At 44.4% G+C, this 23,644-nt stretch carries 18 protein-coding genes; 11 read left to right on the top strand and 7 right to left on the bottom strand.

Annotation, left to right across the window (positions count from 1 at the left end; translation table 11 throughout):
* Positions 1-27: 27 nt before the first annotated feature.
* From QVP94_RS08430 to QVP94_RS08415, 4 genes are all read right to left on the bottom strand, one after another.
* Positions 28-1,239, bottom strand: a complete 1,212-nt coding sequence (locus tag QVP94_RS08430) for a radical SAM protein (protein WP_005862040.1) — start codon at positions 1,237-1,239, stop codon at positions 28-30.
* Between the two features lie 422 nt (positions 1,240-1,661).
* On the bottom strand, positions 1,662-2,417 hold the full coding sequence (locus QVP94_RS08425; protein WP_005859980.1) for a succinate dehydrogenase/fumarate reductase iron-sulfur subunit: 756 nt from the start codon (positions 2,415-2,417) through the stop codon (positions 1,662-1,664).
* A gap of 30 nt (positions 2,418-2,447) precedes the next feature.
* Complete coding sequence (locus QVP94_RS08420) at positions 2,448-4,391, bottom strand: fumarate reductase/succinate dehydrogenase flavoprotein subunit (protein ID WP_005859978.1); 1,944 nt, start codon at positions 4,389-4,391, stop codon at positions 2,448-2,450.
* A gap of 48 nt (positions 4,392-4,439) precedes the next feature.
* Entirely contained in the window at positions 4,440-5,132 is a 693-nt protein-coding gene (locus QVP94_RS08415; RefSeq protein ID WP_005859976.1) for a succinate dehydrogenase cytochrome b subunit, read from the bottom strand.
* A gap of 185 nt (positions 5,133-5,317) precedes the next feature.
* On the opposite strand from QVP94_RS08415, the gene QVP94_RS08410 reads away from it, so the two are divergent.
* The 9 genes from QVP94_RS08410 (at position 5,318) to QVP94_RS08370 (ending at position 17,685) form a co-directional block, all read left to right on the top strand.
* Positions 5,318-6,733, top strand: coding sequence for a tetratricopeptide repeat protein (locus tag QVP94_RS08410; RefSeq protein ID WP_008779061.1), 1,416 nt, complete (start codon positions 5,318-5,320; stop codon positions 6,731-6,733).
* A gap of 109 nt (positions 6,734-6,842) precedes the next feature.
* Positions 6,843-8,066 (top strand): DUF4934 domain-containing protein, encoded by a 1,224-nt coding sequence (locus tag QVP94_RS08405; RefSeq protein ID WP_005859971.1) that lies wholly within the window; start codon positions 6,843-6,845, stop codon positions 8,064-8,066.
* A 228-nt stretch (positions 8,067-8,294) separates the two neighbouring features.
* Complete coding sequence (locus tag QVP94_RS08400; RefSeq protein ID WP_005859969.1) at positions 8,295-8,786, top strand: energy transducer TonB; 492 nt, start codon at positions 8,295-8,297, stop codon at positions 8,784-8,786.
* 114 nt (positions 8,787-8,900) lie between these two features.
* A complete protein-coding gene (locus QVP94_RS08395) occupies positions 8,901-9,263 on the top strand; it encodes a BlaI/MecI/CopY family transcriptional regulator (RefSeq protein WP_005859967.1) in 363 nt (120 codons plus the stop codon).
* A 17-nt stretch (positions 9,264-9,280) separates the two neighbouring features.
* Positions 9,281-11,104: a M56 family metallopeptidase gene (locus QVP94_RS08390; RefSeq protein ID WP_005859965.1), complete on the top strand. Its 1,824-nt coding sequence runs from the start codon at positions 9,281-9,283 to the stop codon at positions 11,102-11,104.
* A 56-nt stretch (positions 11,105-11,160) separates the two neighbouring features.
* Positions 11,161-13,023, top strand: a complete 1,863-nt coding sequence (locus QVP94_RS08385) for a tetratricopeptide repeat protein (RefSeq protein WP_005859963.1) — start codon at positions 11,161-11,163, stop codon at positions 13,021-13,023.
* Between the two features lie 32 nt (positions 13,024-13,055).
* Positions 13,056-14,213: a DUF4934 domain-containing protein gene (locus QVP94_RS08380; protein ID WP_022192366.1), complete on the top strand. Its 1,158-nt coding sequence runs from the start codon at positions 13,056-13,058 to the stop codon at positions 14,211-14,213.
* A gap of 558 nt (positions 14,214-14,771) precedes the next feature.
* Positions 14,772-16,976 carry a patatin-like phospholipase family protein gene (locus QVP94_RS08375; protein WP_005859959.1) on the top strand — a complete coding sequence of 735 codons (2,205 nt, stop codon included), beginning with the start codon at positions 14,772-14,774 and terminating at the stop codon, positions 16,974-16,976.
* 37 nt (positions 16,977-17,013) lie between these two features.
* Complete coding sequence (locus QVP94_RS08370; protein ID WP_005859957.1) at positions 17,014-17,685, top strand: DUF2461 domain-containing protein; 672 nt, start codon at positions 17,014-17,016, stop codon at positions 17,683-17,685.
* Positions 17,686-17,696: 11 nt separating this feature from the next.
* On the opposite strand, the gene QVP94_RS08365 is transcribed toward QVP94_RS08370, so the two are convergent.
* Together QVP94_RS08365 and QVP94_RS08360 are read right to left on the bottom strand one after the other, a co-directional pair.
* On the bottom strand, positions 17,697-18,845 hold the full coding sequence (locus tag QVP94_RS08365) for a BPL-N domain-containing protein (protein ID WP_005859955.1): 1,149 nt from the start codon (positions 18,843-18,845) through the stop codon (positions 17,697-17,699).
* A gap of 21 nt (positions 18,846-18,866) precedes the next feature.
* On the bottom strand, positions 18,867-19,913 hold the full coding sequence (locus QVP94_RS08360) for an LruC domain-containing protein (protein ID WP_232520549.1): 1,047 nt from the start codon (positions 19,911-19,913) through the stop codon (positions 18,867-18,869).
* Between the two features lie 485 nt (positions 19,914-20,398).
* Here QVP94_RS08360 and QVP94_RS08355 point away from each other — a divergent pair, with 485 nt between their 5' ends.
* Positions 20,399-20,809, top strand: coding sequence for a DUF3836 domain-containing protein (locus QVP94_RS08355; RefSeq protein ID WP_005859949.1), 411 nt, complete (start codon positions 20,399-20,401; stop codon positions 20,807-20,809).
* A 77-nt stretch (positions 20,810-20,886) separates the two neighbouring features.
* Here QVP94_RS08355 and QVP94_RS08350 read toward each other — a convergent pair whose 3' ends face one another.
* Positions 20,887-22,248: a TrpB-like pyridoxal phosphate-dependent enzyme gene (locus tag QVP94_RS08350; RefSeq protein WP_005859947.1), complete on the bottom strand. Its 1,362-nt coding sequence runs from the start codon at positions 22,246-22,248 to the stop codon at positions 20,887-20,889.
* Positions 22,249-22,407: 159 nt separating this feature from the next.
* Between QVP94_RS08350 and QVP94_RS08345 the strand changes: the two genes are divergently transcribed.
* Positions 22,408-23,637 (top strand): DcaP family trimeric outer membrane transporter, encoded by a 1,230-nt coding sequence (locus QVP94_RS08345; RefSeq protein WP_005859945.1) that lies wholly within the window; start codon positions 22,408-22,410, stop codon positions 23,635-23,637.
* Positions 23,638-23,644: the final 7 nt, after the last annotated feature.

Raw genomic sequence — 23,644 nt, 5'->3', positions numbered from 1 at the left:
TTTATTTATGGGCTATGAGGGTCTTGTTTACCGGATATTCAGTTGACGCAAACGCTCGATGTCCAGATGGTATTTGGCTTCCATCGTTTGTAGTTTCTGCTCATTGATGGCTAGGGGATGATTCAATCGTTTCGTTTCCCGGTATCCTTTATATACGGAGCGAATCATCTTACGTGGATTGAAAATGACGGATGAGGTGATCCAGCAGCCGTGCGTACACCAACAGTTGGCTTTATACCCATGTCCGATAGCGGCTATTTCCTGTTTCATCGCTTCGCTATTCATCACTTTACTTATATCGCAACCATACTCTTTTATATTTCCGAGCGGTTCCCGTAGCTCGCAGGCACGAAAACGTCCGTCGTAGTCGATTACCAAGGTAGTCTCTCCGGCCGTACAATCCATCCCCCAAGGGGTCGGGTGATCTATGTTGCTGGCACGCACATTATATAAGGTACGTATAAGGCCGAGATAGAAGAAGCGTGTGATCGGTTTCCTTAAGCCGGTGGTATCCGCTACCATCCGATCCGCATAAGCAGAATAGATAGGGGATATGTCATCTTGTATTTTGCGTAGCGTTGACTCGGTTAGGATTTTCACGCCATCGTCACGGGTCATGCCTCTGGCAGCCTCAATCGTATGCGTGGAGGTACGGAAACGTCCGTATACCCAAGTCATGAAGTCTTCTATCTGGTCTATATTGTATTTCGTGATAACGGTTGCTATATTTTTTAAGACTTTGCCGTCATCTCCGAAATTCTCCTGTATCTTACGCAGGGTTTCCAAGGCCTTATAGAAGTTTCCCGGTACGCCTCTCTGTGTATCGTGGGTCGTACCGAAGCCATCCAAGGAAAGGCTTACGTTAATATTACAATCCGGGCAGTTCTGGCGGAACCGTTTTACCCATTCGACGATCCGGTCTGGTTTTAAGCCGTTCGTAGGGATGTTCACATCTTTGATATGGTTGTTTTTGTAGAATAACTCCAATATTTCCGGTAGATCCTCACGCAAGGTAGGCTCACCCCCGGATATCCATAATCGATTGAATTGCCCGGCGGTTTCTGATATCTTCTTGATTTCATCGAAAGTGAGGTCGGGTTGCTTCTTATCCATTTCTTGGGCATAGAAACACATTGCGCATTTGGCGTTGCATCGGCCTGTTACGAAAAGGAAGATCGACTCGAGTTTTCTTTCCGTGCTCATTGCCCTGAAAGAACTGGTGGTTCGTTTTTTGTCCATTTTATTTTTGTTTTACCATTTGTCTTATCTGGCGCATGATTTTTTCCTTGTGTTTGATCAACACCCGGAGAAAATAACATAAGAAGCCAAATAAAATACTTATTAGCATATACTATATGATCTTTAAAGGCAAAGATCGACGATAAAATGACGCTAAACAATCTCTATTTGCAGTATTTTATGGTCCATGTTTAAAAGGTAGGTCTATAAACAATTAAAGCCTGTCTCACGACAAGCCCTAACCAAACTTTGTTAACCTTAAATCTAATACTATTATGAAAAAACCACGATGCAAATATACGGACTTTTCAATTCCTGTCAAGGGTTATAATGCTAAATTATGTTTTACGACATATAACAAAAACAAAAAGGCGCCTTTCTTTTAGAGAAAGACGCCTTTTCCATGATATACTAATCAAATATTAGTCTTGTAATTTAGCGCAAATGAACTCGCGGTTCAAACGAGCGATGTTGCTAACGGAGATATTCTTCGGACATTCCATCTCGCAAGCACGTGTGTTCGTACAGTTACCGAAGCCAAGCTCATCCATTTTAGCGACCATAGCTTTGGCACGGCGAGCAGCCTCGACTTTACCTTGAGGCAACAAAGCCAGCTGGCTAACCTTAGCGGATACGAATAACATAGCGGAACCATTCTTACAAGCGGCAGCACAAGCGCCACAACCGATACAAGCGGCAGCGTCCATGGCTAAGTCTGCGTCCTTCTTTGGGATAGGTATCGCATTAGCGTCGGGTACACCACCTGTGTTGACAGATGTGAAACCACCCGCTTGGATGATTTTGTCGTAAGCGTAGCGGTCTACCATCAAGTCGCGGATAACAGGGAAACCTGCGGAACGCCACGGTTCGATCGTGATCGTCTCTCCATCGTGGAAACGACGCATATATAACTGGCAAGTCGTAGCTCCAGTTGCCGGTCCGTGCGGGTGTCCGTTTACATACAATGAACACATGCCACAGATACCCTCGCGGCAGTCGTGATCGAATACGATCGGTTCCTTACCCTCGTTGACCAACTGCTCGTTCAAGATATCCAACATTTCCAAGAAAGAGACACTCTGATTGATCTTCTCAATTTTGTATGTCTCGAACTGTCCTTTCTCCTTCGGACCTCTCTGACGCCAAACCTTAAGTGTTACACTTATATCTTTATCCATGATTCTAATTTTTTCTGAGATTGATGATTATTACTTCTTGTAGTTACGTGTTTGAGGAACAACGAACTCATAGTTCAAATCCTCTTTCAACATGACAGGATCTTTGTCCTCGCCTTGGTACTCCCAGCAAGATACGTACATGAACTTATCGTCATGACGCAAGGCCTCACCTTCTTCTGTCTGGTGCTCCGTACGGAAGTGACCACCACAAGACTCAGCGCGGTCCAAAGCATCGTGTGCCATCAATGTACCGATCTCGATAAAGTCGGCTACACGTAATGCTTTCTCTAACTCGGTATTCAAGTTGTCTGCGTTGCCTGGGATGAATACGTTGCTCCAGAACTCTTTCTTCAAGTCTTTCAGCATCTGGATAGCTTCTTGCAAACCTTTTGCGTCGCGTGCCATACCGATATGTTCCCACATGATATGACCTAGTTTGCGGTGGATAGTGTCTACGGTTTCTTTACCCTTGACGTTCATCAATTTTTGGATACGATCCTTGATGGCCTTTTCTGCCTCGACGAACTCCGGCAGATCCGTGCTGAAGCGAGGAACTTGGATTTGGTCGGACAAATAGTTCTGGATCGTGTATGGTAATACGAAATAACCATCGGCCAATCCCTGCATCAAAGCGGAAGCACCTAAACGGTTCGCTCCGTGATCGGAGAAGTTTGCCTCACCGATAGCGAACAGACCCGGAATGGAGGTCATCAACTCATAGTCAACCCACAATCCACCCATTGAGTAGTGCAATGCCGGGTAGATCATCATCGGAGTCTCGTATGGATTATCGTTCGTGATCTCTTCGTACATATCGAACAAGTTACCGTATTTCTGCTTAACGACCTCTTTACCCAAGCGATTGATCGCGTCGGAGAAATCCAAGAATACGGCCAAGCCCGTGCTGTTCACGCCGAAACCTGCGTCGCAACGCTCTTTAGCGGCACGAGAAGCCACGTCGCGAGGAACCAAGTTTCCGAATGCCGGATAACGACGCTCCAAATAATAATCACGGTCTGCCTCGGGAATATCTTTACCTTTCTTCGTTCCGGCCTGTAGAGCTTTAGCGTCTTCCAGTTTCTTCGGAACCCAGATACGGCCGTCGTTACGCAAGGATTCGGACATCAAAGTCAATTTAGATTGGAAGTCACCTTTCACCGGTACGCAAGTCGGGTGGATCTGAACCATACAAGGATTAGCGAAGTAAGCGCCTTTCTTGTAGCATTGCCATGCGGCGGAACCGTTAGATGCCATAGCGTTGGTTGACAAGAAGAACGTATTAACGTAACCACCCGTAGCTACAACTACAGCGTGAGCGGCGTAACGCTCGATCTTACCTGTAATCAAGTTGCGGGCGATGATACCACGAGCACGACCGTCTACCTTAACTACATCCAACATCTCATGACGAGTGTACATCTTAACCTTACCCAAACCGATCTGACGGCTCAACGCTGAATAAGCACCTAACAAAAGCTGCTGGCCCGTCTGGCCACGGGCGTAGAACGTACGCGATACCTGAGCGCCACCGAATGAACGGTTATCCAACAAACCACCATATTCGCGAGCGAAAGGAACGCCTTGAGCCACGCACTGGTCGATGATTGAGTTAGAAACCTCAGCCAAACGATAAACGTTAGCCTCACGAGCACGGTAGTCACCACCTTTGATCGTATCGTAGAACAAACGGTAAACAGAGTCACCATCATTCTGGTAGTTCTTAGCGGCGTTGATACCACCTTGAGCGGCGATAGAGTGCGCACGGCGGGGAGAATCTTGGATACAGAAGTTCAATACGTTGAATCCCATCTCTGCCAAAGATGCGGCAGCGGAAGCTCCGGCCAAACCTGTACCGACTACGATAACATCCAAACGACGCTTGTTAGCGGGGTTCACCAATTTCTGGTGATTTTTATAATTAGTCCACTTCTCAGCCAACGGGCCTTGAGGTATTTTAGAATTTATTTCAGACATAATGATTTAATTTCAAAAGTTCTTAATTATAAAACCTGTAGCTTGCAATTAAGCACCTACTCCGTTTAGGAAGAAGATGATAGTAATGATCGCGAAAAGTCCGCAAATAACCGTAGCTACGATCTTAGAGATACATTCCCAACGGTTCATCCAGATCGTATTATTCCAACCAATTGTTTGGATAGCGCTCCAGAACCCGTGAGTCAAGTGGAACCACAAAGCCACGTACCAGATCAAATAAAGAACAGTGATCACGGCATTACCTTGGAAGTAATAGTTGATAAAAGCGGCTCCGTCTTGTGGAGATACCATAGCTGACCCCAATGCAACTTCGTGATGACCGATCAATTCGGCGAACATCATCTTATACCAGAACTGGCTGAAGTGCAACAGCATGAACAGGATAACAATCAAACCCAAAACGAACATGTTCTGAGATGCCCATTCCACGCCTTTCGGACGAGCGTTGATAGCGTAACGGTCGTTACCACGTGCCTTACGGTTTTGCAAGGTAAGAATGATAGCGTACACGAAGTGGATCACAACGCCTGCGGCCAATACGAGAGTAGCTGCCACAGCGTACCAATTAGAGCCCAACAGCGAACAAACCATGTTATAAGCCTCTCCGGAGAAAACGGCCGCCACGTTCATCGACAGGTGGAACAATAAGAACAGAACAAGAAAGAGGCCTGATATACTCATTATCAGCTTCTTCCCGATAGAAGAATTAAGTAACCACATAAGATAATAATTTAAGTTATTTAATTGTATTTAGAAATTTCTACTTAAACTATGTAATTATCACGCAAAGGTATGCTAAATCCATATATTGCGCAAACGATTAAAGAAATATTTCTGCATTAATGGGAGAGGTCAGGGCATGTGTCCCGACACATGGAATAATGCGGAAGGAAAAGGCTTTCCTTATGAATAATTTATATACATTTGCCTATATGCGTAAGGATTTGAATGGGTCACGGCATTTTTCCATAGGGATCAAGTTTACGATCTTATTATTTACGATCGTGATCTTGGTTCTTGTGCTTTTTTCATATAGGAGCGACAAGCATGGCAACCTGTTCTGGCAGGTAGAGAAATTGATTCCGCATCATCCGGACAGTGCTTTGGTGTTATTAGAGAAAGTGAGGGATATCAATGGATTATCGCTTCGAGAGAAAGCCCGTTATTGTCTGTTATGGACCGAATCACGGGATGAGGCGGGATTGAGGCATACATCGGATTCCATAATCTCTATCGCTACGGATTATTATAGGACGACACGAGGCTGTTACTGGCCTCCCAAAGCTTGGTTTTACCGGGGGAAAGTCTATGAGGATATGGATCAACCGTCCCTAGCTTTGGAATGCTATTTACGTGCGTTGGAATATGAGGGAGAGAATTGGGATTATGAATTCTGGGGAAGGTTATATAACCAAATGGGGATGCTGTACGCCGAGCAGGAATTATATGGCAAGGCTATGTCTTTTTTGAGAAAAGCGAGTGCTCAATATCAGTTATTGAACGATGCGGCCGGACAAGACCGGATACTGACCGAGGTCAAGAAATACGAGATGTTACGGGATTCTATCGGATCACTATCAGCGAGAGAATCGATTTATCAGATCACTTCCCGCTATGATGTAAGGCCGATCCGTGAGGACTTGTCTAAGAAAGAGTTGATGCTATTACAAAGGGGACAGGAGCGTTATCTGTACGCATTTATTATCGGCATAATCCTATTTATTTGCTTCCTCCTTTATCGGCGATGGAGAAATACGCAGGAAAACGCTCTTCGAAGGGAAGAAGCCTTGCGACGTTCGATTGCTAGCCAGCAACAACGTATGCGAGAAGAAAAAGAAGAGAATGAACGGCAAATCACCCTTTTGGAAAAAAGAATTACGAAAATAAAGGAAGAAAAGGATCAAGAGTTGATGTTGGTTTCCTTACAATTGGAAAAACAACGGCTGGAAATTTGTAACGAGTCGATTCTTAATAAGGAGAGTAAGCATTTATTATCTGTCGCGATCTTGCGGAAATCGGAGGTCTATGAGAAGTTTCACGATCGGGATGCCGGCAAGATTATCTCTGAGGATTGGGAGCTTTTGGAGGTTTTGTTGAATAAGGCTTATGATGACTTTACCTTACGGCTGAAAAAGCTATATCCTGTTATTTCCGATACGGAGTTGAAGGCCTGTATGCTCACGAAAATCGGTGTTCCCGCCAACCAGATCACACGGGTATTGAAATATAATAGTTCGGTACTTCGTCCTCGTCTATTCCGGAAGATTTTTAAGAAAGAAGGTTCTACGGAGGCATTTGTGGAGTTTATATCAAACTTTTGATTATTATATATTTATAGCGGTCTTGGCAGGTTTGTTCTCATTTTTGTTCTCATTTATTATGTGATTTGTGAGATATACGGGATATTTTTGGAGGCAAAAAAGCATGGTTATGAAAAGTGTAAAGTTAGCCTCTATCTTGTTTTATTTAAATAGTGTTTTTGTCGTTTCTTGTTTCGTGTCATGCGGTTCTTCGCCAACGGAAGCGTCCTCTCTTTTAACTGCGGATATAAGAGGGGGGATGGATAAACCGGGGCTATTGGAATTAGGCGATGAGATCAAGGGGGTTACTTTTGTCCCTTTAGAGGTGACCACGGATGATGCCTCGTTGATAGACGGAGTTTATGATTATGCCGTGACAGATCGATATATCTATGTGTTTCCCGTAAAAGAGCCCCGTATCGTCCTGTTCGATCGGCAAGGGCGTTTTATCCGGACGTTGGTAAAAGAAGGGCAGGGGCCGGGTGAATTTAGCGGTATTCTGCCATGTATCCAAGTGGACGAACGTAATGATCGCCTTTTTTTATTTAGTAATAATCGAGTTTGGGAATATACGTTAGAAGGTGAATTTATCGGACAATCCACCCATGAGTATTCGGTAATCTATATGCGTCATATCGGAAAGGATCGTTTCGCCGCCATATCATTCCCTTTTCAGCCTTTCAACGGAGGGGGATTCGGATTGGGCCTATTTTCGAGGAAAGGGGATACGATAGCGATCAAGAATGATTTTTATTCCTTTTTATTACCCCATGAGAAGAGCGGGTTCACGACAAGTATCGCCTCCGCTTATTCTGATGCGCAAAACTCCGTGTTGTTTAAGACCGGTAGTAATGATACGGTCTTCTGTATCTCGGCGGATCGAATAAGTGCGGCTTGTGTCCTTGATCTGAAAAACTCGGATGCGGAAGTGATTCGTTCGTTGGATGTTACGGACATGAGTAATTTGCGAATTGAAAAAAAGGACCCCAAGGATATCTTTGTGCAAGATATGATTGAGTTTCCGGCACATTATTATTTCCGTTTATTGTATAACCAAGGCTATTATATCGCCTCTGTGGATAAAAAAACGGGAAAGACACTCGTGGAAAAATGCGAGATGCCGGGGTCTATCTATGAACTGGCGGACGCGAACCTTCAACATGGCATGCAGGGTACGAGAAGTTATCGGAATTTCCCGGTCTGGGGGAGGGTCATAAAAGATGAGTTGGTACAAGTAGTGACCCCGTATGAGCTAAACTTATATAAGTCGCTTCACTCGATCACGATTCCGCAGGAGTTGGACTTAAAAGGAGAGGAGGGCAATCCGGTTTTTGTGTTCTATTCGCTTATTTGACTTCGATATGTATCGCTCGGTTGTACTTCTTGTAATAATCTAGCGATAGAAGCTATGTTCTTTTATCTTTTCTATGTCTTTGATGGCTATTAGTGTTATTTAACATATTGTTTATATTTATATTACGAATATTTCGTATGTTTGCGAAACCGACGTAATATCCGGGTATGCTTAGAGGTTGGTAAGTATGTGTAATAACGGTATAAATAACATTAAAACTGATTGAAAATGAAAAAGGCGATTATGAACACAATGATCATCCTGTTCGCTTTGGCGATGTGCGTAGGATGCGGACAGTCTTCGGAACAAAAAGAAGAAAGTGTTCCGACAGATGTAACAAAGGCAGAAAAACAAGAGCAAGTACAGGTGGAAGCGGAGGACGAAGATACGCTGGAAAATGGAGAGCAGGTATTTAGGGTAGTAGAGGTGATGCCGAAGTTTCCCGGCGGTGATGCGGAGCTTTTGAAATTTATAGCCAAGAATGTAAAGTATCCACAAGAAAGCCAAAACAAAGGAGAGCAAGGCCGTGTGATTTGTTCGTTTGTGGTAACGAAGGATGGAACACTTACGAATTACAAGGTCATTAGAGGAATCTCCCCGGCATTAGACCAAGAGGCGGTTCGAGTTTTGCAAATGATGCCTCGTTGGACACCGGGCACGCAAAGAGGCGAGCCGGTAGCCGTGAAATATACGGTGCCGATCACATTTAAGTTGCAATAATTCACGATTGCAGGTCTTGTGATTCTTATTTAATGTTAATTAACGTGCCTTCCGCATGCCGTTTACGACTATTTCGTAGCTTTGTGGATATACATTAATAAAAGGATAAGATTTATGGAGAAGCTAACGATGCAGGAAGAAGAGGCGATGCGCTGGATTTGGCGGATCGGTCCTTGTTTTGTGAAAGATGTGCTGGCCAAATACGAGGACCCGAAACCTCCTTATACGACGCTCGCTTCCGTGATCAAGAATCTGGAGCGAAAGAAGTACGTGAAGGCGAAACGTTATGGAAATACGTATGAATACCGTCCTTTGATAGAGGAAACGGAATATAAACGTACGTTCCTTGGCGGCGTGGTAACGAATTATTTCGCTAACTCGTATAAAGAAATGGTTTCTTTCTTTGCGAAAGATCAGAAAATCTCTACGGATGATCTAAAGGATATCATCGATTTGATTGAGAAAGGAAAAGAATAACCTAAATCCCACATACCATGACACCGGAATTTGCCTACTTATTGAAGGTAAATGTAGCCTTTGTACTCTTTTACGCCTTCTACCGGTTGTTCTTCTATAAGGACACGTTCTTCAAGCTACGTCGTGCGATATTGCTGGCGTTCTTTGGCTTGGCTCTGTTTTATCCTTTGCTGAACATCCAAGATTGGGTAAGGCAACAAGAGCCTATAGCAGATGTGATTTATATGTATTCCGCTATGTTGCCTGAGGCGACGGCGAAAGCGGATGCCGCGGCGTCCGTGGATTGGTATGGATGGTTGCTGGGATCTTTGGGGTTTATTTATTGGGGGATCGTAGCGTTCTTATGCGGACGTTTTCTCGTGCAATTAAGCAGTATCTTATGGTTGGCTCATACCAGTGAGCGTGTTGTTATTCATGAAACTCCGGTTTATGCGTTGCGGAAGGCCGCCGGGCCATTTTCCTTTTTCCGTATGGTCTTCTTGCATCCGGAGAGTCATTCGGATAAGGAAACGGATGAGATATTGACACATGAATGTACGCACGTATCCCAATGGCACTCGATTGACGTGATCTTGAGCGAGATGATGTGTATGGCTTGCTGGTTTAATCCTTTTGTATGGTTATTGAAGCGTGAGGTTAGGCATAATCTGGAGTATCTGGCGGATAACACGGTGATCCAGTCTGGTTACGATAGTAAGAGCTATCAATACCATTTATTGGGATTGGCTCATCATCAGTCCGTTACTACTTTGTATAATAGTTTCAATGTGCTGCATCTGAAGAACCGGATTATGATGATGAACAAGAAGCGGAGCCCGGGTATCGTACGTACGAAATATCTGATATTTATTCCATTGGTAGGGATCTTGATGCTGTTAAGTAATATCGAGGCGGTAGCCCGTTTGACTGTCCGTCTGGCGAATGAGGCTACGGTCTCGAACGCTATGGTGACGGCTACGGGCATTCTGGTTGATGAGACCGGGCAGCCTTTGATCGGGGCATCAGTTGTGGTGAAGGGCGGTAAAGAGAGGACTATCACGGATAAGAAAGGGGCTTTCTCTTTGGAGGTCCCTGCGAATGCGATTTTGCGATGCAGCTATCAAGGAAGGGAGTCTCAAGAGGTCTTGGCTGCTGATATGACAAATAATACCCATTTGTCCTTATCTTCCAAATCCCGTGAGATGAACGAGCAAGTATTTACCGTGGTAGAGAAGATGCCTAGTTTTCCGGGTGGGGATGCGGAGTTGTTGAAATACATAGCCACGAATATAAAGTATCCGAAAGAGAGTCAGGATAACGGGGAGCAAGGGCGTGTAATCTGCTCGTTTATCGTTGGGCGTGATGGTTCCGTCAATAATCCGGAGGTGCTTCGGGGAGTGACTCCTTTATTGAATGAGGAGGCCGTAAGGGTAATAAACACTATGCCTCGTTGGAATCCGGGAATGCAACGTGGAAAGGCGGTCGCCGTGAAATATACGGTCCCGATTACGTTCCGTTTGAAAAGTCCGGTAGAAGAAGCGAAGGAAGAGACTTTGACGGTAGTGGACGTGATGCCGCAATATCCCGGAGGGGATCGTGAATTATTGAAGTTTATCGCTCAAAGCATAAAGTATCCGACAGATGCGCAGGAAGCGGGAGTGCAAGGTCGTGTGATCTGTTCGTTTGTGGTAGATAAGAAAGGAAATATCGTGGAACCTAAAATCATACGGGGGATAGATCCCTCCTTGGATGCGGAAGCTTTGCGAGTCATCGGAATGATGCCCCGGTGGACTCCCGGTCGTCAGGACGGAAAGGCGGTCCGCGTCTTATATACGGTGCCTATTACTTTCCGGTTACAGTGAAATAAGAATAGAGGCTGTGTTGGTCGCTTAATCAGTAATCTTAAAAACATACAGATATGAATGAGAAATGTAATTTAGTTACAGTTCTGTTACTTTGTTGCCTTATTTTTCCCGGGAATGCTCAAGAGTTTAATTGGCAAGACTTGGTGAACCGTAAGCAATATGCGGCTGTGATCGCTCATGCTGATAGCCTTACATTAGCCGATTCTTCGAATTATGAGATTATGAACGCTATCGGGCAGGCTTATGAGGGTATGCTTCGGTATCAGAAGGCTTATGACTATTACCGTCTTTGCTTTTCTATGGATACGACGAACTTGGATATCTTAAACATCTTGGCTCGGACGGCGACGAACTTAGGCCGTGCGGAGGATGCCGAGCGATATTTTCATCAGGTCTTATCCGCCGATAGCTCGAACTTCTACGCTAATTATCAGTTGGCACGTCTGTATTTCCAATTGGGGGAGTATGAGAAAGCAGTTGATGCCTATGAGAAATTGCAAGCTCAGAATGAGGATAATACTGTCTTATACCGTGCGATTGGCGATTGCTATACTCGAATGGAACAATATCCTTCCGCTACGACCGCTTATTTTCAGGCGTATAACTTGAATCGTGAGAATGCGGGGTTGGCGGTTGCGTTAGTGAATTCATTGTATCGGATGGGGGCTAGTAGCCCGGATTATATATCGGAAGGAATAGCGATTTGCGATACCGCCTTGTTTTATAATCCCGGGAATCGTCAATTATTGCGTAGTAAAGGATTGGGGCTATATATCGTGAAACAATTTGTTCAGGCGGATTCTGTCTATTCCAGTTTGTTGGCTGATGGTGATTCCACCTACCTTACCTTGAAATATGGGGGAGCCTCGAAGTATTATGCCGGTCTGTATATGCCCTCGGTAGATATCTTGGATATGGCATATGAGCAGGATACGACCTCGGTCGAGGTATGCCTCTTATTGGGTTCCGCCTTGGGTAAGACGTATGACCGGAAGCGGGCTTACGACTTATTTGACCGGGCGGAAAAGGGATTGGAACCCAATCGTTTCTTGGTAAATCAATTATTGGCCTTCCGTGCGGAGACTTACCAAAAAGACGGGAGATATAAGGAAGCGTCCCGTCTCTACTATGAGGCATGGAAGAAGAATCCGGAACGACTGGATTTCCTGGCGGCGATCTCGCATATGTATAGTGAGATTGACGTGTCTAAATTCCAGAGTGAGGAGGATCGCCAGCGAGGGCTTTTTATCTTGGTACTTTATATGAATGAGAGCTTAAAGAAAAAAGCGGACGAGAGGACGATGGTGTTTAGCCGGGCGCTTCTGCAATCCTTCTATGAGGATATGTTTTTCCGTAATGTGGAGGAGGAGACTATGATAGACCCGGATGGGAAAAAGAGCAAGATCTCTATCGTGGATTTGCGTAACCTGATCAATCAATTGCCGGAGGAATCGGAGATGGTCATGGAGATTCGTGCCATGAGCGCCAGAAGCTCGGGTAAGATAGAGGAGGCGGCCCGTCTGCTTTATCGGGCGTGGAAGGTGAAGGGTACTCGTGTAGAATTGCTTCGTGAGATCGCGAACCTATATAGCCATCCGGATATCTCCGGATTCAAGAATGCGGAGGAGCTACAGAGAGGTGTATTCGCTCAAGTGACTTACGCAAAGGAACTGTTGAAAAACGAGTCGGATCTGAGTAACTTGACTTTTACCCGGCCTTTCTTGGAGTCATTAAATTCGGATATGTCCAAACGGGGTATCACGGAGCAAACCATGCTGGCTCCAGATAATCGGAAAAGCCAGCTTTCTATAGATGAACTCCAATCTCTGATCCAACAACTGCCGGAGACATCCGATGAGGTAAAAGAGATGATACGAATGATGGACCGGGAGAAAATGCTAAAGAGCAAGAAATGACATTGAACGAAAGACTTTAAACATCATAAAAAATGAGAAAATTAACTACGAACGCAGTGGCTATGCTACTCGCTTTAGTCGGATGTATGGGATGTGGCAATCGGTCCGCTTCCTCTGTCGATAACCTTATAAGGGTTGATGTCATGGCCGATTATCCGGAAAAGGAATTGATACTTCAAGATCTTATGGACGTGGAATACATTGCGTTGGAAACCACGGATGATTTTATAACTAAAGGTGCCGTGAAAGCGATCGGAAAGGATATCATGCTGGTGACGAATCGGGGCAGTGATGGGGAGATTCTTGTTTTCGATAAAAACGGAAAGGGACTTAGGAAGATAAACCGTTTAGGGCAAAGCGGTGAGGAATACACGCAGCTTACAGGGCTTGTCTTGGATGAGGATAACGATGAGATATTCGTCAAGGATAATCCGGCGAGAAAAATAGGTGTCTATGACTTATTGGGAAACTATAAAAGGAGTTTTAAGTTCACGGATACCAGTTATTATAATTATATATTTAATTATGATCGTGATCATTTGATTTGCTATAAGAGTTATCCATCGGAAAAAGGCAAGCGGGAGTGCCATTTGATTATTTCCAAACAAGATGGCCGTATCACCCATGAGATCCAGATTCCCTCTAAGGGTATTGAGACTCCGGTTGTGACAGAAGGGGAGTTTGTCATTACGCCGGAATTTTATCTTACGTTCCCGGATCGGGATAAATGGATACTTGTCAATACATCGTCTGATACCATATTCCATTACTTGCCGGATGGTAATCTGAGTCCTTTTATCGTAAGAAGCCCTTCCATATCCTCCATGGATACGAAAGTATTTCTTTTTCCAACCGTTATCACCGATCGCTACTGTTTTATGAGAACCATGAGAAAAGAGGTTGACTTTACGACGTTTAAAGGTTTCCTTGGTGAAGATCTGGTGTATGATAAACAAGAAAATGCCTTATTCAGCTATATTCTATGCAATGATGATTTCATCAATAAGGAAGAAGTCTCTCTAACATCAGAGCCAAGAAACCCCGAAATAGCTATCTGCCAAACTCTAGATGCCCCGGACTTAGTTGAGGCTTACGAGAAAGGCCAGCTAAAAGGAAAGTTGAAGGAGATCGCCGCAAACTTGAGTGAGGAGTCGAATCCTGTGGTCATGCTGCTGAAAAAGAAAAAGTAATATATTGCTCCGGCTGCTACCTTGCTGGAAAAAAGTAAGTTGATGGCTATATTATTTTTTGATAAACACGTACATACTTGATTCCGATCATGTATGTACATGTTTTCTGTGAGACATTATACCGCTGCACCAGTTGAAAAAATGGAAATCGTTGATGAAATTATGACCCTGATTTATAAGAAGCTTTATTCTGGTCGTGTGTTCTTAAATCGATTTGAGCGAGAAATGCCTATTAATTTTAGGGAGGCCGTATCAAATACTATCGATTGCCCACTTATGTTCCGGAAATAAAATGTTCCTCTCCTATTGAAATAGCTCTCCGATAACCTATGCATTCCATAGCGAATAAGTATTTATTCTTAAATCAGCGCCGTGAACTGTATAAACCACGCCGTGGAATGTGCAGACCACGCCTTGGTTTATACAGTTCACGGCATGGTTTATAGAATAGATGAGATAGCGATAAACTTTATATATAGGTAAACATACGTTTTATTCTAGATGAATCCGTTTGCGTTTTCGAGTAAACCAGCTACATTTGCCGGAAAGAATATCTAGATGAGGAAGTTCCTTTTATTGTGGTTGGTTGGGTTGATGTTGGTGCCTTCTGTGATGGCTGAGCGGAAAAAGGTTGGCTTGGTGCTGGGAGGCGGTGGGGCGAAAGGTGTCGCTCATATCGGGGTGTTGAAGGTATTGGAGGAGGCCGGCATCCCGATTGATTATATTGCCGGCACTAGTATGGGAGCTATCGTGGGGGGCTTATATTCCGTTGGATATAATGCTGCGGAAATCGATAGCATGGTGAGATTGCAGGACTGGAGTATGTTATTGAGCGACCGGGTGAAACGTAGTAGCCTTACTTTTCCGGAGAAAGAGAATTCCGAGCGTTATGTATTCTCACTCCCTTTTGGGCGGAGTAAAAAAGAGATAGCGATCCAAGGGATGATAAAAGGGCAAAATCTCCAGAACCTGTTCTCGAATCTAACGATCGGCTATCATGATTCCGTGGACTTCAATCAATTGAATATACCTTTCGCTTGTGTGGCGTTGAATGTGGTGGACGGCCAAGAATATGTTTTCCATCATGGAAGTCTTCCGTTGGCTATGCGTGCCAGTATGGCGATTCCTGCCGTGTTCGCACCGGTACGTTTGGATAGCATGGTGTTGGTAGATGGTGGGATCAAGAATAACTATCCGGCGGATGTCGCACGGGATATGGGGGCGGATATTATTATTGGCGTAGATCTGGGTACTAGCGACTTGAAACAGTTGGAGCGGATAAATACCCCTTGGGATATCGTAGGGCAGATCGTCGCCTTGCATGGTTATGAGAAATACGGACCGAATAAGGAACAGACCGATCTGTTGTTCCGCCCGAATACAGACCCTTATAATTCCGCTAGTTTTGGGGAGACGGCCTTGGATACCTTGATTGACCGGGGTGAGCAAGTCGCCCGCAAGCAATGGGATGAGATTCTTGCCTTAAAGAAGAAGATTGGTTTATCCGATAGTTCGGATATGCACCGAAAGAGATTAGTACATTCCTATCCGGTAGCCCCTACCGATACGTTTCATATCCGGCGTGTCTTGTTTGAAGGTATAGATCCTCGTGATGAGAAATGGTTGACGCAAATCAGCGGCTTGAAAGAGAATAGCTTGCTTACCGTGAAGAAATTGCAGGAAGCCATGTCTATTGTGATCGGTACAAACCTTTACTCGAATGTAAGCTATAAATTAGTCGGCGAGAGGCAGGAGGATTTGGTGCTTACGGTACAGGAAAAATCAAATAGCGCGATTAATGTGGGCCTGAATTTCAATAGCGAGGATATCGTCGCCCTATTGCTGAATGTGACTTTTGACAATCGGGCCCGTTACCATTCGAAGTTCTCCGTAACCGGGAGGATCGGGAAACGTATGTATGGGCGGGTGGACTATGCGATAGAGCGTAATCCATTGCGTAATATTAACCTGTCTTACATGTTCACGTACCATGACCTCGACGTGTATAACAGGGGAGATAAGATCGTAAATACGACGTATCGCCATCATTTCGTGGAACTCGGGTATTCGGATATGAACTGGCTGAATTTCAAGTTGAAGCTAGGAGCCCGTTATGAGTATTTCGATTATAACTCATTCCTTTATACGGCGGAAAACCAAAAGTATCAAGTAAAACCGGAAGGCTTTATCAGCTATTTCGCTCAAGCCCATCTGGAGACGTTGGATCGTCGTTACTTCCCGAGTAAAGGCGTTTCTCTGCAAGCGGATTATTCCATTTATACGGATAACTTCGTGACCTATAAAGGACATACATTCTTCTCCGCCTTGAAGCTCAGCTTCCTGTCGGTATTGCCGCTGACTTCCCATTTGAGCCTGTTACCTTCCATCGATGGGCGTGTGTTGATCGGGAAAGATCCGGCTTATCCCTTTTTGAATGTGGTGGGAGGCGATATGCCGGAACGGTATCTTCCCCAGCAACTCCCTTTCGCTGGGATCAACCATATGGAGATATTCGATAATTCCGTGGCGATTGTCCGCTTAAACTTGCGTCAGCGTATCGGGCAACGGCATTATATCTCTTTGATCGCTAATTATGCGATCCATGAGAATAATTTCTTCGATCTCTTCAAGGGAGAAAGCGTTTGGGGAGGTAGCATCGGTTATGCTTATAACAGTATAGTCGGTCCGATGAATACGAACTTTGGATTGTCGAACCGGAATAATAACCTGCAATTTTATCTGAATCTGGGTTACAGTTTCTAATATTTCTTACATTTGTAAGGATTAAAAATAGAAAGTTATGAATGAACAGATCATAGAGTTCTTGACAGAGTTGAGGAGCCATAACAATCGGGAATGGTTCCAAGACAATAAAAATCGTTACGATGCGCTACGTAAGGTTTTTATCGATGAGGTACAGGATTTAATCGGTCGTATCTCTTTATTCGATCCCGAGGTAGCCGGGTTGGAGGCGAAAGATTGTTTGTTCCGGATATACAGGGATATCCGTTTCTCTCCGGATAAGACTCCTTATAAATGTCATTTCGCCGCTTACATCTCCCAAGGTGGTCGTGCCAGCGAACGGGGTGGTTATTATATCCATCTGGAGCCGGGAGGTTGCTTGCTTTCCGGTGGTGTATGGTGCCCGCCACCTGCGCTATTAAAGAAACTTCGTCAGGATATATACGATCATATCGAGGAATTTACGGCTATTATCGAGGAACCTACATTTAAGAAAACATTTCCGGTGTTAGAGGGGGAGATGCTGAAACGCATGCCTGCCGGCTATCCAATGGATTCCCCTTATGGTTATATCATGAAGCATAAGGATTTCAGCGTGGTGTCTTATAAGCCGGATAATTTCTTTTACGCTAAGAATTGGATGGATAAGGCGGTGGATGACTTTAAATTGTTATTACCATTCAATCGTTTCTTAAACTATACGGTAGATGAATATCTAGGGAGAGTTTAAATCTCCCTAGCCTAAGGAAGTAGGGCTGTTAGTTTCTCCAGCTGCGTCTTTAACTCTTCTTGGGTCGCCTTATCGGTTTCTGTCCGGTAGGCCGCCTGTAAGTTGGGTAAGAAAGGTAAGTAATGGGTATCCGCTATATACCGAGCTGCCCGGATACGGACGGCGGGTGAAGCGTCATAAAGCAATCCTTGTACCCATCGTTTGGCGTCCCATGAATGGTGTGCTTCCAGCCAATCCAAGGCGGCAACCTTTTGCTCGCTTTCTCCGCTTAAAAGGATTTGAAAGGCTTTTTCTTCCTGCTTTAAATCATCGGTAGCCATTAATGATTCATGATTGAACAGGTCTGGACGTACGGCGGAGGATTGATAAGGGATAAAAGGCTTATTCAAGGTCCAACGTACCATCCGGGGGATCATCCACATCATGCCGGGAGTACCTTCGGGGTGGGCGATGGAACTAAAAACACGCCCTTTCCCGTAGTTATTGGCTACGAAGAATGGCTTACCGTTTGTCATATTAGCCGGGGCGTTTCCTTCCTCATGCACATCGCTTTCCATGATGGCAAGCGTGTTGCTTTGGATCGTATCAGCCGGATTGTTTATAAATACCGGTCCCTCATAGTAAATGACGAAACTCGTATCGCGGTCGGCTAATTCGGGGAATATCTTCTTACCCTCCTCGCATAAGGTGAATTTCGCTAATCCATGCCCTCGGTTGTCATGCTCGATGTCGATCGCTTGCTGTCCATTTAGCTGTATACAGGTGTAATCGGGAGTATTCGAGAATAGATAGGCTCCGGCACAGATCCCGACAGCCCCTTTACCTTTAGAGATGAAGTCCTTGATACGTTGTTGATTTAAGGTCCCTAGGTTTAAGTACTGACTTTTGCCACTTCCTCCCGGGATAATAATAGCGTCGATCGAATCGAGCACATTATTAGCTATATCTGCTGTAGTAATGGTACATACCTCCATTTCCGGGTCCAGCCGGATAGCGGCGACAGTTTCCCAAATACAGGTCTGTGCTCCTCCATGCCCATCGAATACACCCACCTTTATCGGTTGAGTACTAATCTCTTTTTTCGTGCTCTTGTTTTCCGGCACTGAGCACTGAACGCATAAAGCCAGATAGGCAAGAAATAAGATGGCGGTCGTTTTCATTTTACGGAGGATTTTAGGTTGTTATTGTTCTCGGGTATAAATCCACTTATCAACCGTATTCTTACTTTTATACCATTGTACATGTTTGCTATCTCCACTTACCCATTTCAATAGATCCGGATAGGCATCACCAATAAAAGCATGTTCCACAGGGTATTTGAAATCATCCGGTATCATTAAGGCCCATATGCAATTATCATTTGAGTAATAACGGTATCTGACCCCTTTGGGGGTATAGCTATAATTACGTTGGTGGATTTCCGTGCGTAAGACCTCTCCTTCCCGCTTTAATACGGTCGTGAAAAGATCGATGTCATCAATGGTCAAATCTTTTAAGGCACCGGCTGCGAACGAAAAGGTGATCAAACGTTCTTGCTTTCCCCTATATGGAAGGTCATTATCTGTATTAATCATTTCATGAAAAGAGAATAATCCATGTATATCATCCGATAGGGCATAAACCGGAGTCTCGGTTTCCGATTCTGGAGTCGTGGTCCAGCCATTTAACTCGGCTTTTTGGATGTCTTTGGACTTTATGCCGGGGAGATGGATGAAAGCTCCGGCCCGCTTAGTTCCGCCTAATGCACGGAAAGTCAGTTTTATATTGGCGAATTGTACATAATCGTCTTTCATGGAAGTTTCCATCTGGACTTTTATCACGGCATCATTAAAATCATAATCTCCGTAATTAGGGAAAGAGTCTTCTATTATAAATGTATAGGTGGAAGACACGCTTCGGGTCGGGGTACGGCTAACCGGAGTAGCGGTTGTTTCCTGCGATACGGCTAACGAATCGAAATCACAGACATTATCATTACCCGGTGTTAAGGTGACAGGAGCGGTAACTTGATATCCGGTAGGGGTCGTCAATTGTATGTAAACTTGATCCGACTCTCCCTTTGGATAGATAATTTTCTTATCGAAAAGCGTTTTCTTTGAGCAAACCCCGGTAGCGAGAAGATTCGCGTCTTGATCTTCCGGACTTTTATCAAATACTTCTACCAGATAATTATAGGTGCCATCATAGGGGTCGAAAGATTGTACGGTAAGGTGGGATATTTGTATCATCGACCAATCGAAATTAGAGGAAATTGTTACCTTTGAGAATGGATTAGTACCTTCTCCCGGAATTTTATCGGAAGGATCATATACATCCTTTGTACATCCTGAGAATAGGATAAAAAGAAAGGATGTGATAAATAGTTTCATTATTTGTCGCATGTCAAGAAATCAATTTGCATTCTACCTTCGCAAAGGTAAGGATATATTTATTAATCAATAGATTTTTAATTTATTAAAAAAGCGATGTTTAAAGTTTTCTTTTGAAAGTTACATCCGGCTGGTGGTAAATAATAGATATTTAAAAATCGGGAGAACTTACGATTTGGTTTACAATATGTCAGTAAACATGGGGGAATCGAAGGGAATGAAGGTCTTGAATGTGTTAAATATTGTGATATCGCTAACGATTTGTCACTTTACTTTTGGTGATTGTTGGGAAACTTCCTTACTTCGCGGTACAAAATGATAGTAACCTTATAAATTAAAATAGTATGAAGACATCAGTTTGGGGTAAAAGTATTCTTGCGCTAGTTTTTACTTTCATGTGTAGTTTAGCGATAAGCGCAGCGTCTCCTAAAGATTATCTATATGATACAAAAGAGGAGAATGGTAAGATTATCTCTAAAGTGGTATTCTTACAGGAAAACGGACTGTTGAACAAACAGGTAAGATATGAGTTCCAGTACAACGAGAACGGCAAGGTTTCCGAGAAGAAAGCGTTTCGTTGGGATCGGACAAACGACGAATGGGTTCCATTCTATCAGATCACTTATCAATATGATGATCAAAGTGGAGAGATAAAGACAAATTACGGTATGTGGGATAAGAAGAAGAAAAACTTTAGCTTAAATGTCCAGAACATGATTATCCCGAGTACTAATTACGAAGAAATTTTCTCATAATACATACTTTAAATTAAGACTTTCATAGACAAATAAGGGAAAGGGGCGATTTGGTATCGCCCCTTTTCTTGTTTTTATCAGATGATTTTCTCCAAATCTTTCAAATTGTTAGCTACTTCCTCATCCGTTACCTCATAGTTTGTTAGATCGCCGGATAGATATTGGTCGTAAGCGGCCATATCGATCAAGCCGTGGCCCGATAAGTTGAACAAGATCGTACGAGGTTTACCTTCGATTTTGGCTTGCTCTGCCTCATGGATAGCCGCGGCGATAGCGTGGGATGATTCCGGGGCCGGTATGATTCCTTCCGCTTGTGCGAATAAGGTAGCGGCCTTGAAGGTATCCAATTGCTTGATATCCACGGCGCTCATCAATTCGTCTTTCATCAACTGGCTGACGATGGAGCCGGCGCCATGATAACGCAAACCTCCCGCATGGATATTCGCTGGAGAGAAATTATGTCCCAACGTGAACATCGGGATTAATGGGGTATAGCCTGCCTCATCTCCGAAGTCATATTGGAATTGCCCTCTTGTAAGTTTCGGGCAAGATGCCGGTTCCGCCGCTATAACCCGGATATCCTTACCTTCCGTTAGTTTATGGCGCAGGAATGGGAATGTGATACCGGAGAAGTTGGAACCACCACCGAAACAACCGATAACGACATCGGGGTACTCGCCAGCCATTTCCATTTGTTTCTCAGCTTCCAGTCCGATAACGGTCTGATGCAGCATAACGTGGTTTAATACGCTACCTAATGTATATTTACAGTTCGGTGTCTGCATGGCCAGCTCTACCGCCTCGGAGATGGCGGTACCTAGACTACCTTGATAATTAGGATGGTCTGTCAAGATCTTACGTCCGGCTTTCGTACTCATACTCGGGGAGGCAACAACTTGTGCTCCGAAAGTCTGCATGATCGAACGACGGTAGGGCTTCTGGTGGTAACTAACCTTTACCATATAAACGGCAAGTTCCAAGCCGAAAGCTTTTGCCGCATAAGAAAGAGCGGCACCCCATTGTCCGGCGCCTGTCTCGGTCGTGATATTTGTCGTACCCTCTTGTTTACAATAATAAGCCTGAGCCAAGGCCGAATTCAACTTATGTGAACCGATCGGGCTTACACTCTCGTTCTTGAAATAGATATGAGCGGGCGTATCCAGCGCTTTTTCCAATCCGGTGGCACGAACCAACGGAGTCGGTCGCCATACCTTATAAAGCTCGCGTACTTCATCGGGGATCTCGATCCATGTGTCTGTCGTGTTCATTTCTTGATGAGAGACGCCTTTCGAGAATAGAGGATATAAATCTTCCTCCTTTAAGGGCTGTTTAGTTTGTGGATTTAAGATCGGCAGCGGTTTGTTCTTCATATCCGCTACGATATTATACCATGCCGTAGGTATATCTTTTTCTTCTAGCAAAAACTTTTTAGTACTCATTTTCTTTATCTGGTGTTTACAATATTAATCTAATTTGACCTTTAAGGCTTACAACTTGGAAGCAAAGGAACAAATAATATTTCGTTTCTTCAAATTGAATCCGTAAAAATATATACATTCGCGGCTTATAAGGTAAGAAAAATAACAAACTGAATTATAATGAGACGGATTACCCTGTTGCTCGTGGGGATGCTAGCCTTATTTTCTACGACAGCGCAAAGAAAAAACTTCACTTACAAATTCTACGGCTTCGTCCGTGGAGATCTTTTCTACAATTCCCGGGCTAATATGGCTCCGATCGATGGGAACTTTTATCTCTATCCTTTGGATAAGAGTTTTGATGCGGATGGCAAGGATTTGAACGCCACGCCGAATGGCAGTTTCTATACGTTCACTTCCCGCTTGGGCTTGGACGTGACGGGTCCCGATATCGGCAAGGCTCGTTCCTCCGCTAAGATAGAGACGGACTTTGGCGGTTTTTCCGGTAGTAATACGATGTTACGTATCCGGCAGGCATACGTAAACTTGGATTGGGGAAAATCGGCGGTATTAGTAGGGATCACGTGGCATCCCTTGTTTGGCGCCGTGATGCCGGATGTCTTGAATCTTTCCACCGGAGCGCCGTTCCAGCCTTTCAACCGTAGCCCTCAGATCCGTTACCAGTATAAGGCGAATAGCCGGGTACAATTGACGGCTTCCGTGTTGTGGCAATTACAATACCTTTCCAGCGGACCGAAAGGCATGAGCGAGGATTATATTAAGAATAGCTGCATTCCGGAGATGTTCGTGGGGGCGGATTTTACCCCTGCGGATGGTTGGTTGATGGGGCTCGGCGCTCATATGATCTCCTTGAAACCCCGTACTTCCACGGAATGGAAGGAGCAAACTTTTAAGGTGAACGAGCGAATGACCGCATTCTCTTACGAGGCACATTTGAAGTATAGCGGAAGAAACTATACCTTTGCGGCGAAAACCTTGATGGCCTCAGCCTTGGATCATACCGCTTTATTGGGCGGTTACGGGGTGAGCTCGGTGGACTCCCGTACGGGCGAGCAGGGATATACGCCTTTTCGCCATTCTACGACATGGGTGAATTTCGCCTACGGAACGAAATGGAGACCGGGAGTTTTCGTCGGATATACGAAGAATTTGGGAACCGGGAAGTCCTTGGTCTCAGCGGATAAGGTGTATGGTATGGGATTGGATATCGATCAATTAATAACCGTCAGCTTAAACGTATCGTATAATTTACCGCATTGGAAGTTCGGTTTCGAGTATTGTCCGGCGACAGCTTATTATGGCACGACCGACTTAGAGAGCGGACGTATCGAGCAAACACATGCGATAACGAATCATCGTATATTAGGTTTGATGATGTATTATTTTTAAAGATAGA

The organism is Parabacteroides sp. CAG:2 (assembly GCF_000436315.1).
In the GTDB taxonomy this organism is placed as follows: domain Bacteria; phylum Bacteroidota; class Bacteroidia; order Bacteroidales; family Tannerellaceae; genus Parabacteroides; species Parabacteroides distasonis.
The sequence above is the reverse complement of the archived record's forward strand: the minus strand, read 5'-3'. Positions and strand labels throughout refer to the sequence as shown.

Coding starts and splice junctions, on each gene's coding strand:
- QVP94_RS08430 (WP_005862040.1), bottom strand. CDS start 1,239: ATGGACAAAAAACGAACCACCAGTTCTTTCAGGGCAATGAGCACGGAA.
- QVP94_RS08425 (WP_005859980.1), bottom strand. CDS start 2,417: ATGGATAAAGATATAAGTGTAACACTTAAGGTTTGGCGTCAGAGAGGT.
- QVP94_RS08420 (WP_005859978.1), bottom strand. CDS start 4,391: ATGTCTGAAATAAATTCTAAAATACCTCAAGGCCCGTTGGCTGAGAAG.
- QVP94_RS08415 (WP_005859976.1), bottom strand. CDS start 5,132: ATGTGGTTACTTAATTCTTCTATCGGGAAGAAGCTGATAATGAGTATA.
- QVP94_RS08410 (WP_008779061.1), top strand. CDS start 5,318: ATGAATAATTTATATACATTTGCCTATATGCGTAAGGATTTGAATGGG.
- QVP94_RS08405 (WP_005859971.1), top strand. CDS start 6,843: ATGAAAAGTGTAAAGTTAGCCTCTATCTTGTTTTATTTAAATAGTGTT.
- QVP94_RS08400 (WP_005859969.1), top strand. CDS start 8,295: ATGAAAAAGGCGATTATGAACACAATGATCATCCTGTTCGCTTTGGCG.
- QVP94_RS08395 (WP_005859967.1), top strand. CDS start 8,901: ATGGAGAAGCTAACGATGCAGGAAGAAGAGGCGATGCGCTGGATTTGG.
- QVP94_RS08390 (WP_005859965.1), top strand. CDS start 9,281: ATGACACCGGAATTTGCCTACTTATTGAAGGTAAATGTAGCCTTTGTA.
- QVP94_RS08385 (WP_005859963.1), top strand. CDS start 11,161: ATGAATGAGAAATGTAATTTAGTTACAGTTCTGTTACTTTGTTGCCTT.
- QVP94_RS08380 (WP_022192366.1), top strand. CDS start 13,056: ATGAGAAAATTAACTACGAACGCAGTGGCTATGCTACTCGCTTTAGTC.
- QVP94_RS08375 (WP_005859959.1), top strand. CDS start 14,772: ATGAGGAAGTTCCTTTTATTGTGGTTGGTTGGGTTGATGTTGGTGCCT.
- QVP94_RS08370 (WP_005859957.1), top strand. CDS start 17,014: ATGAATGAACAGATCATAGAGTTCTTGACAGAGTTGAGGAGCCATAAC.
- QVP94_RS08365 (WP_005859955.1), bottom strand. CDS start 18,845: ATGAAAACGACCGCCATCTTATTTCTTGCCTATCTGGCTTTATGCGTT.
- QVP94_RS08360 (WP_232520549.1), bottom strand. CDS start 19,913: ATGATACAAATATCCCACCTTACCGTACAATCTTTCGACCCCTATGAT.
- QVP94_RS08355 (WP_005859949.1), top strand. CDS start 20,399: ATGAAGACATCAGTTTGGGGTAAAAGTATTCTTGCGCTAGTTTTTACT.
- QVP94_RS08350 (WP_005859947.1), bottom strand. CDS start 22,248: ATGAGTACTAAAAAGTTTTTGCTAGAAGAAAAAGATATACCTACGGCA.
- QVP94_RS08345 (WP_005859945.1), top strand. CDS start 22,408: ATGAGACGGATTACCCTGTTGCTCGTGGGGATGCTAGCCTTATTTTCT.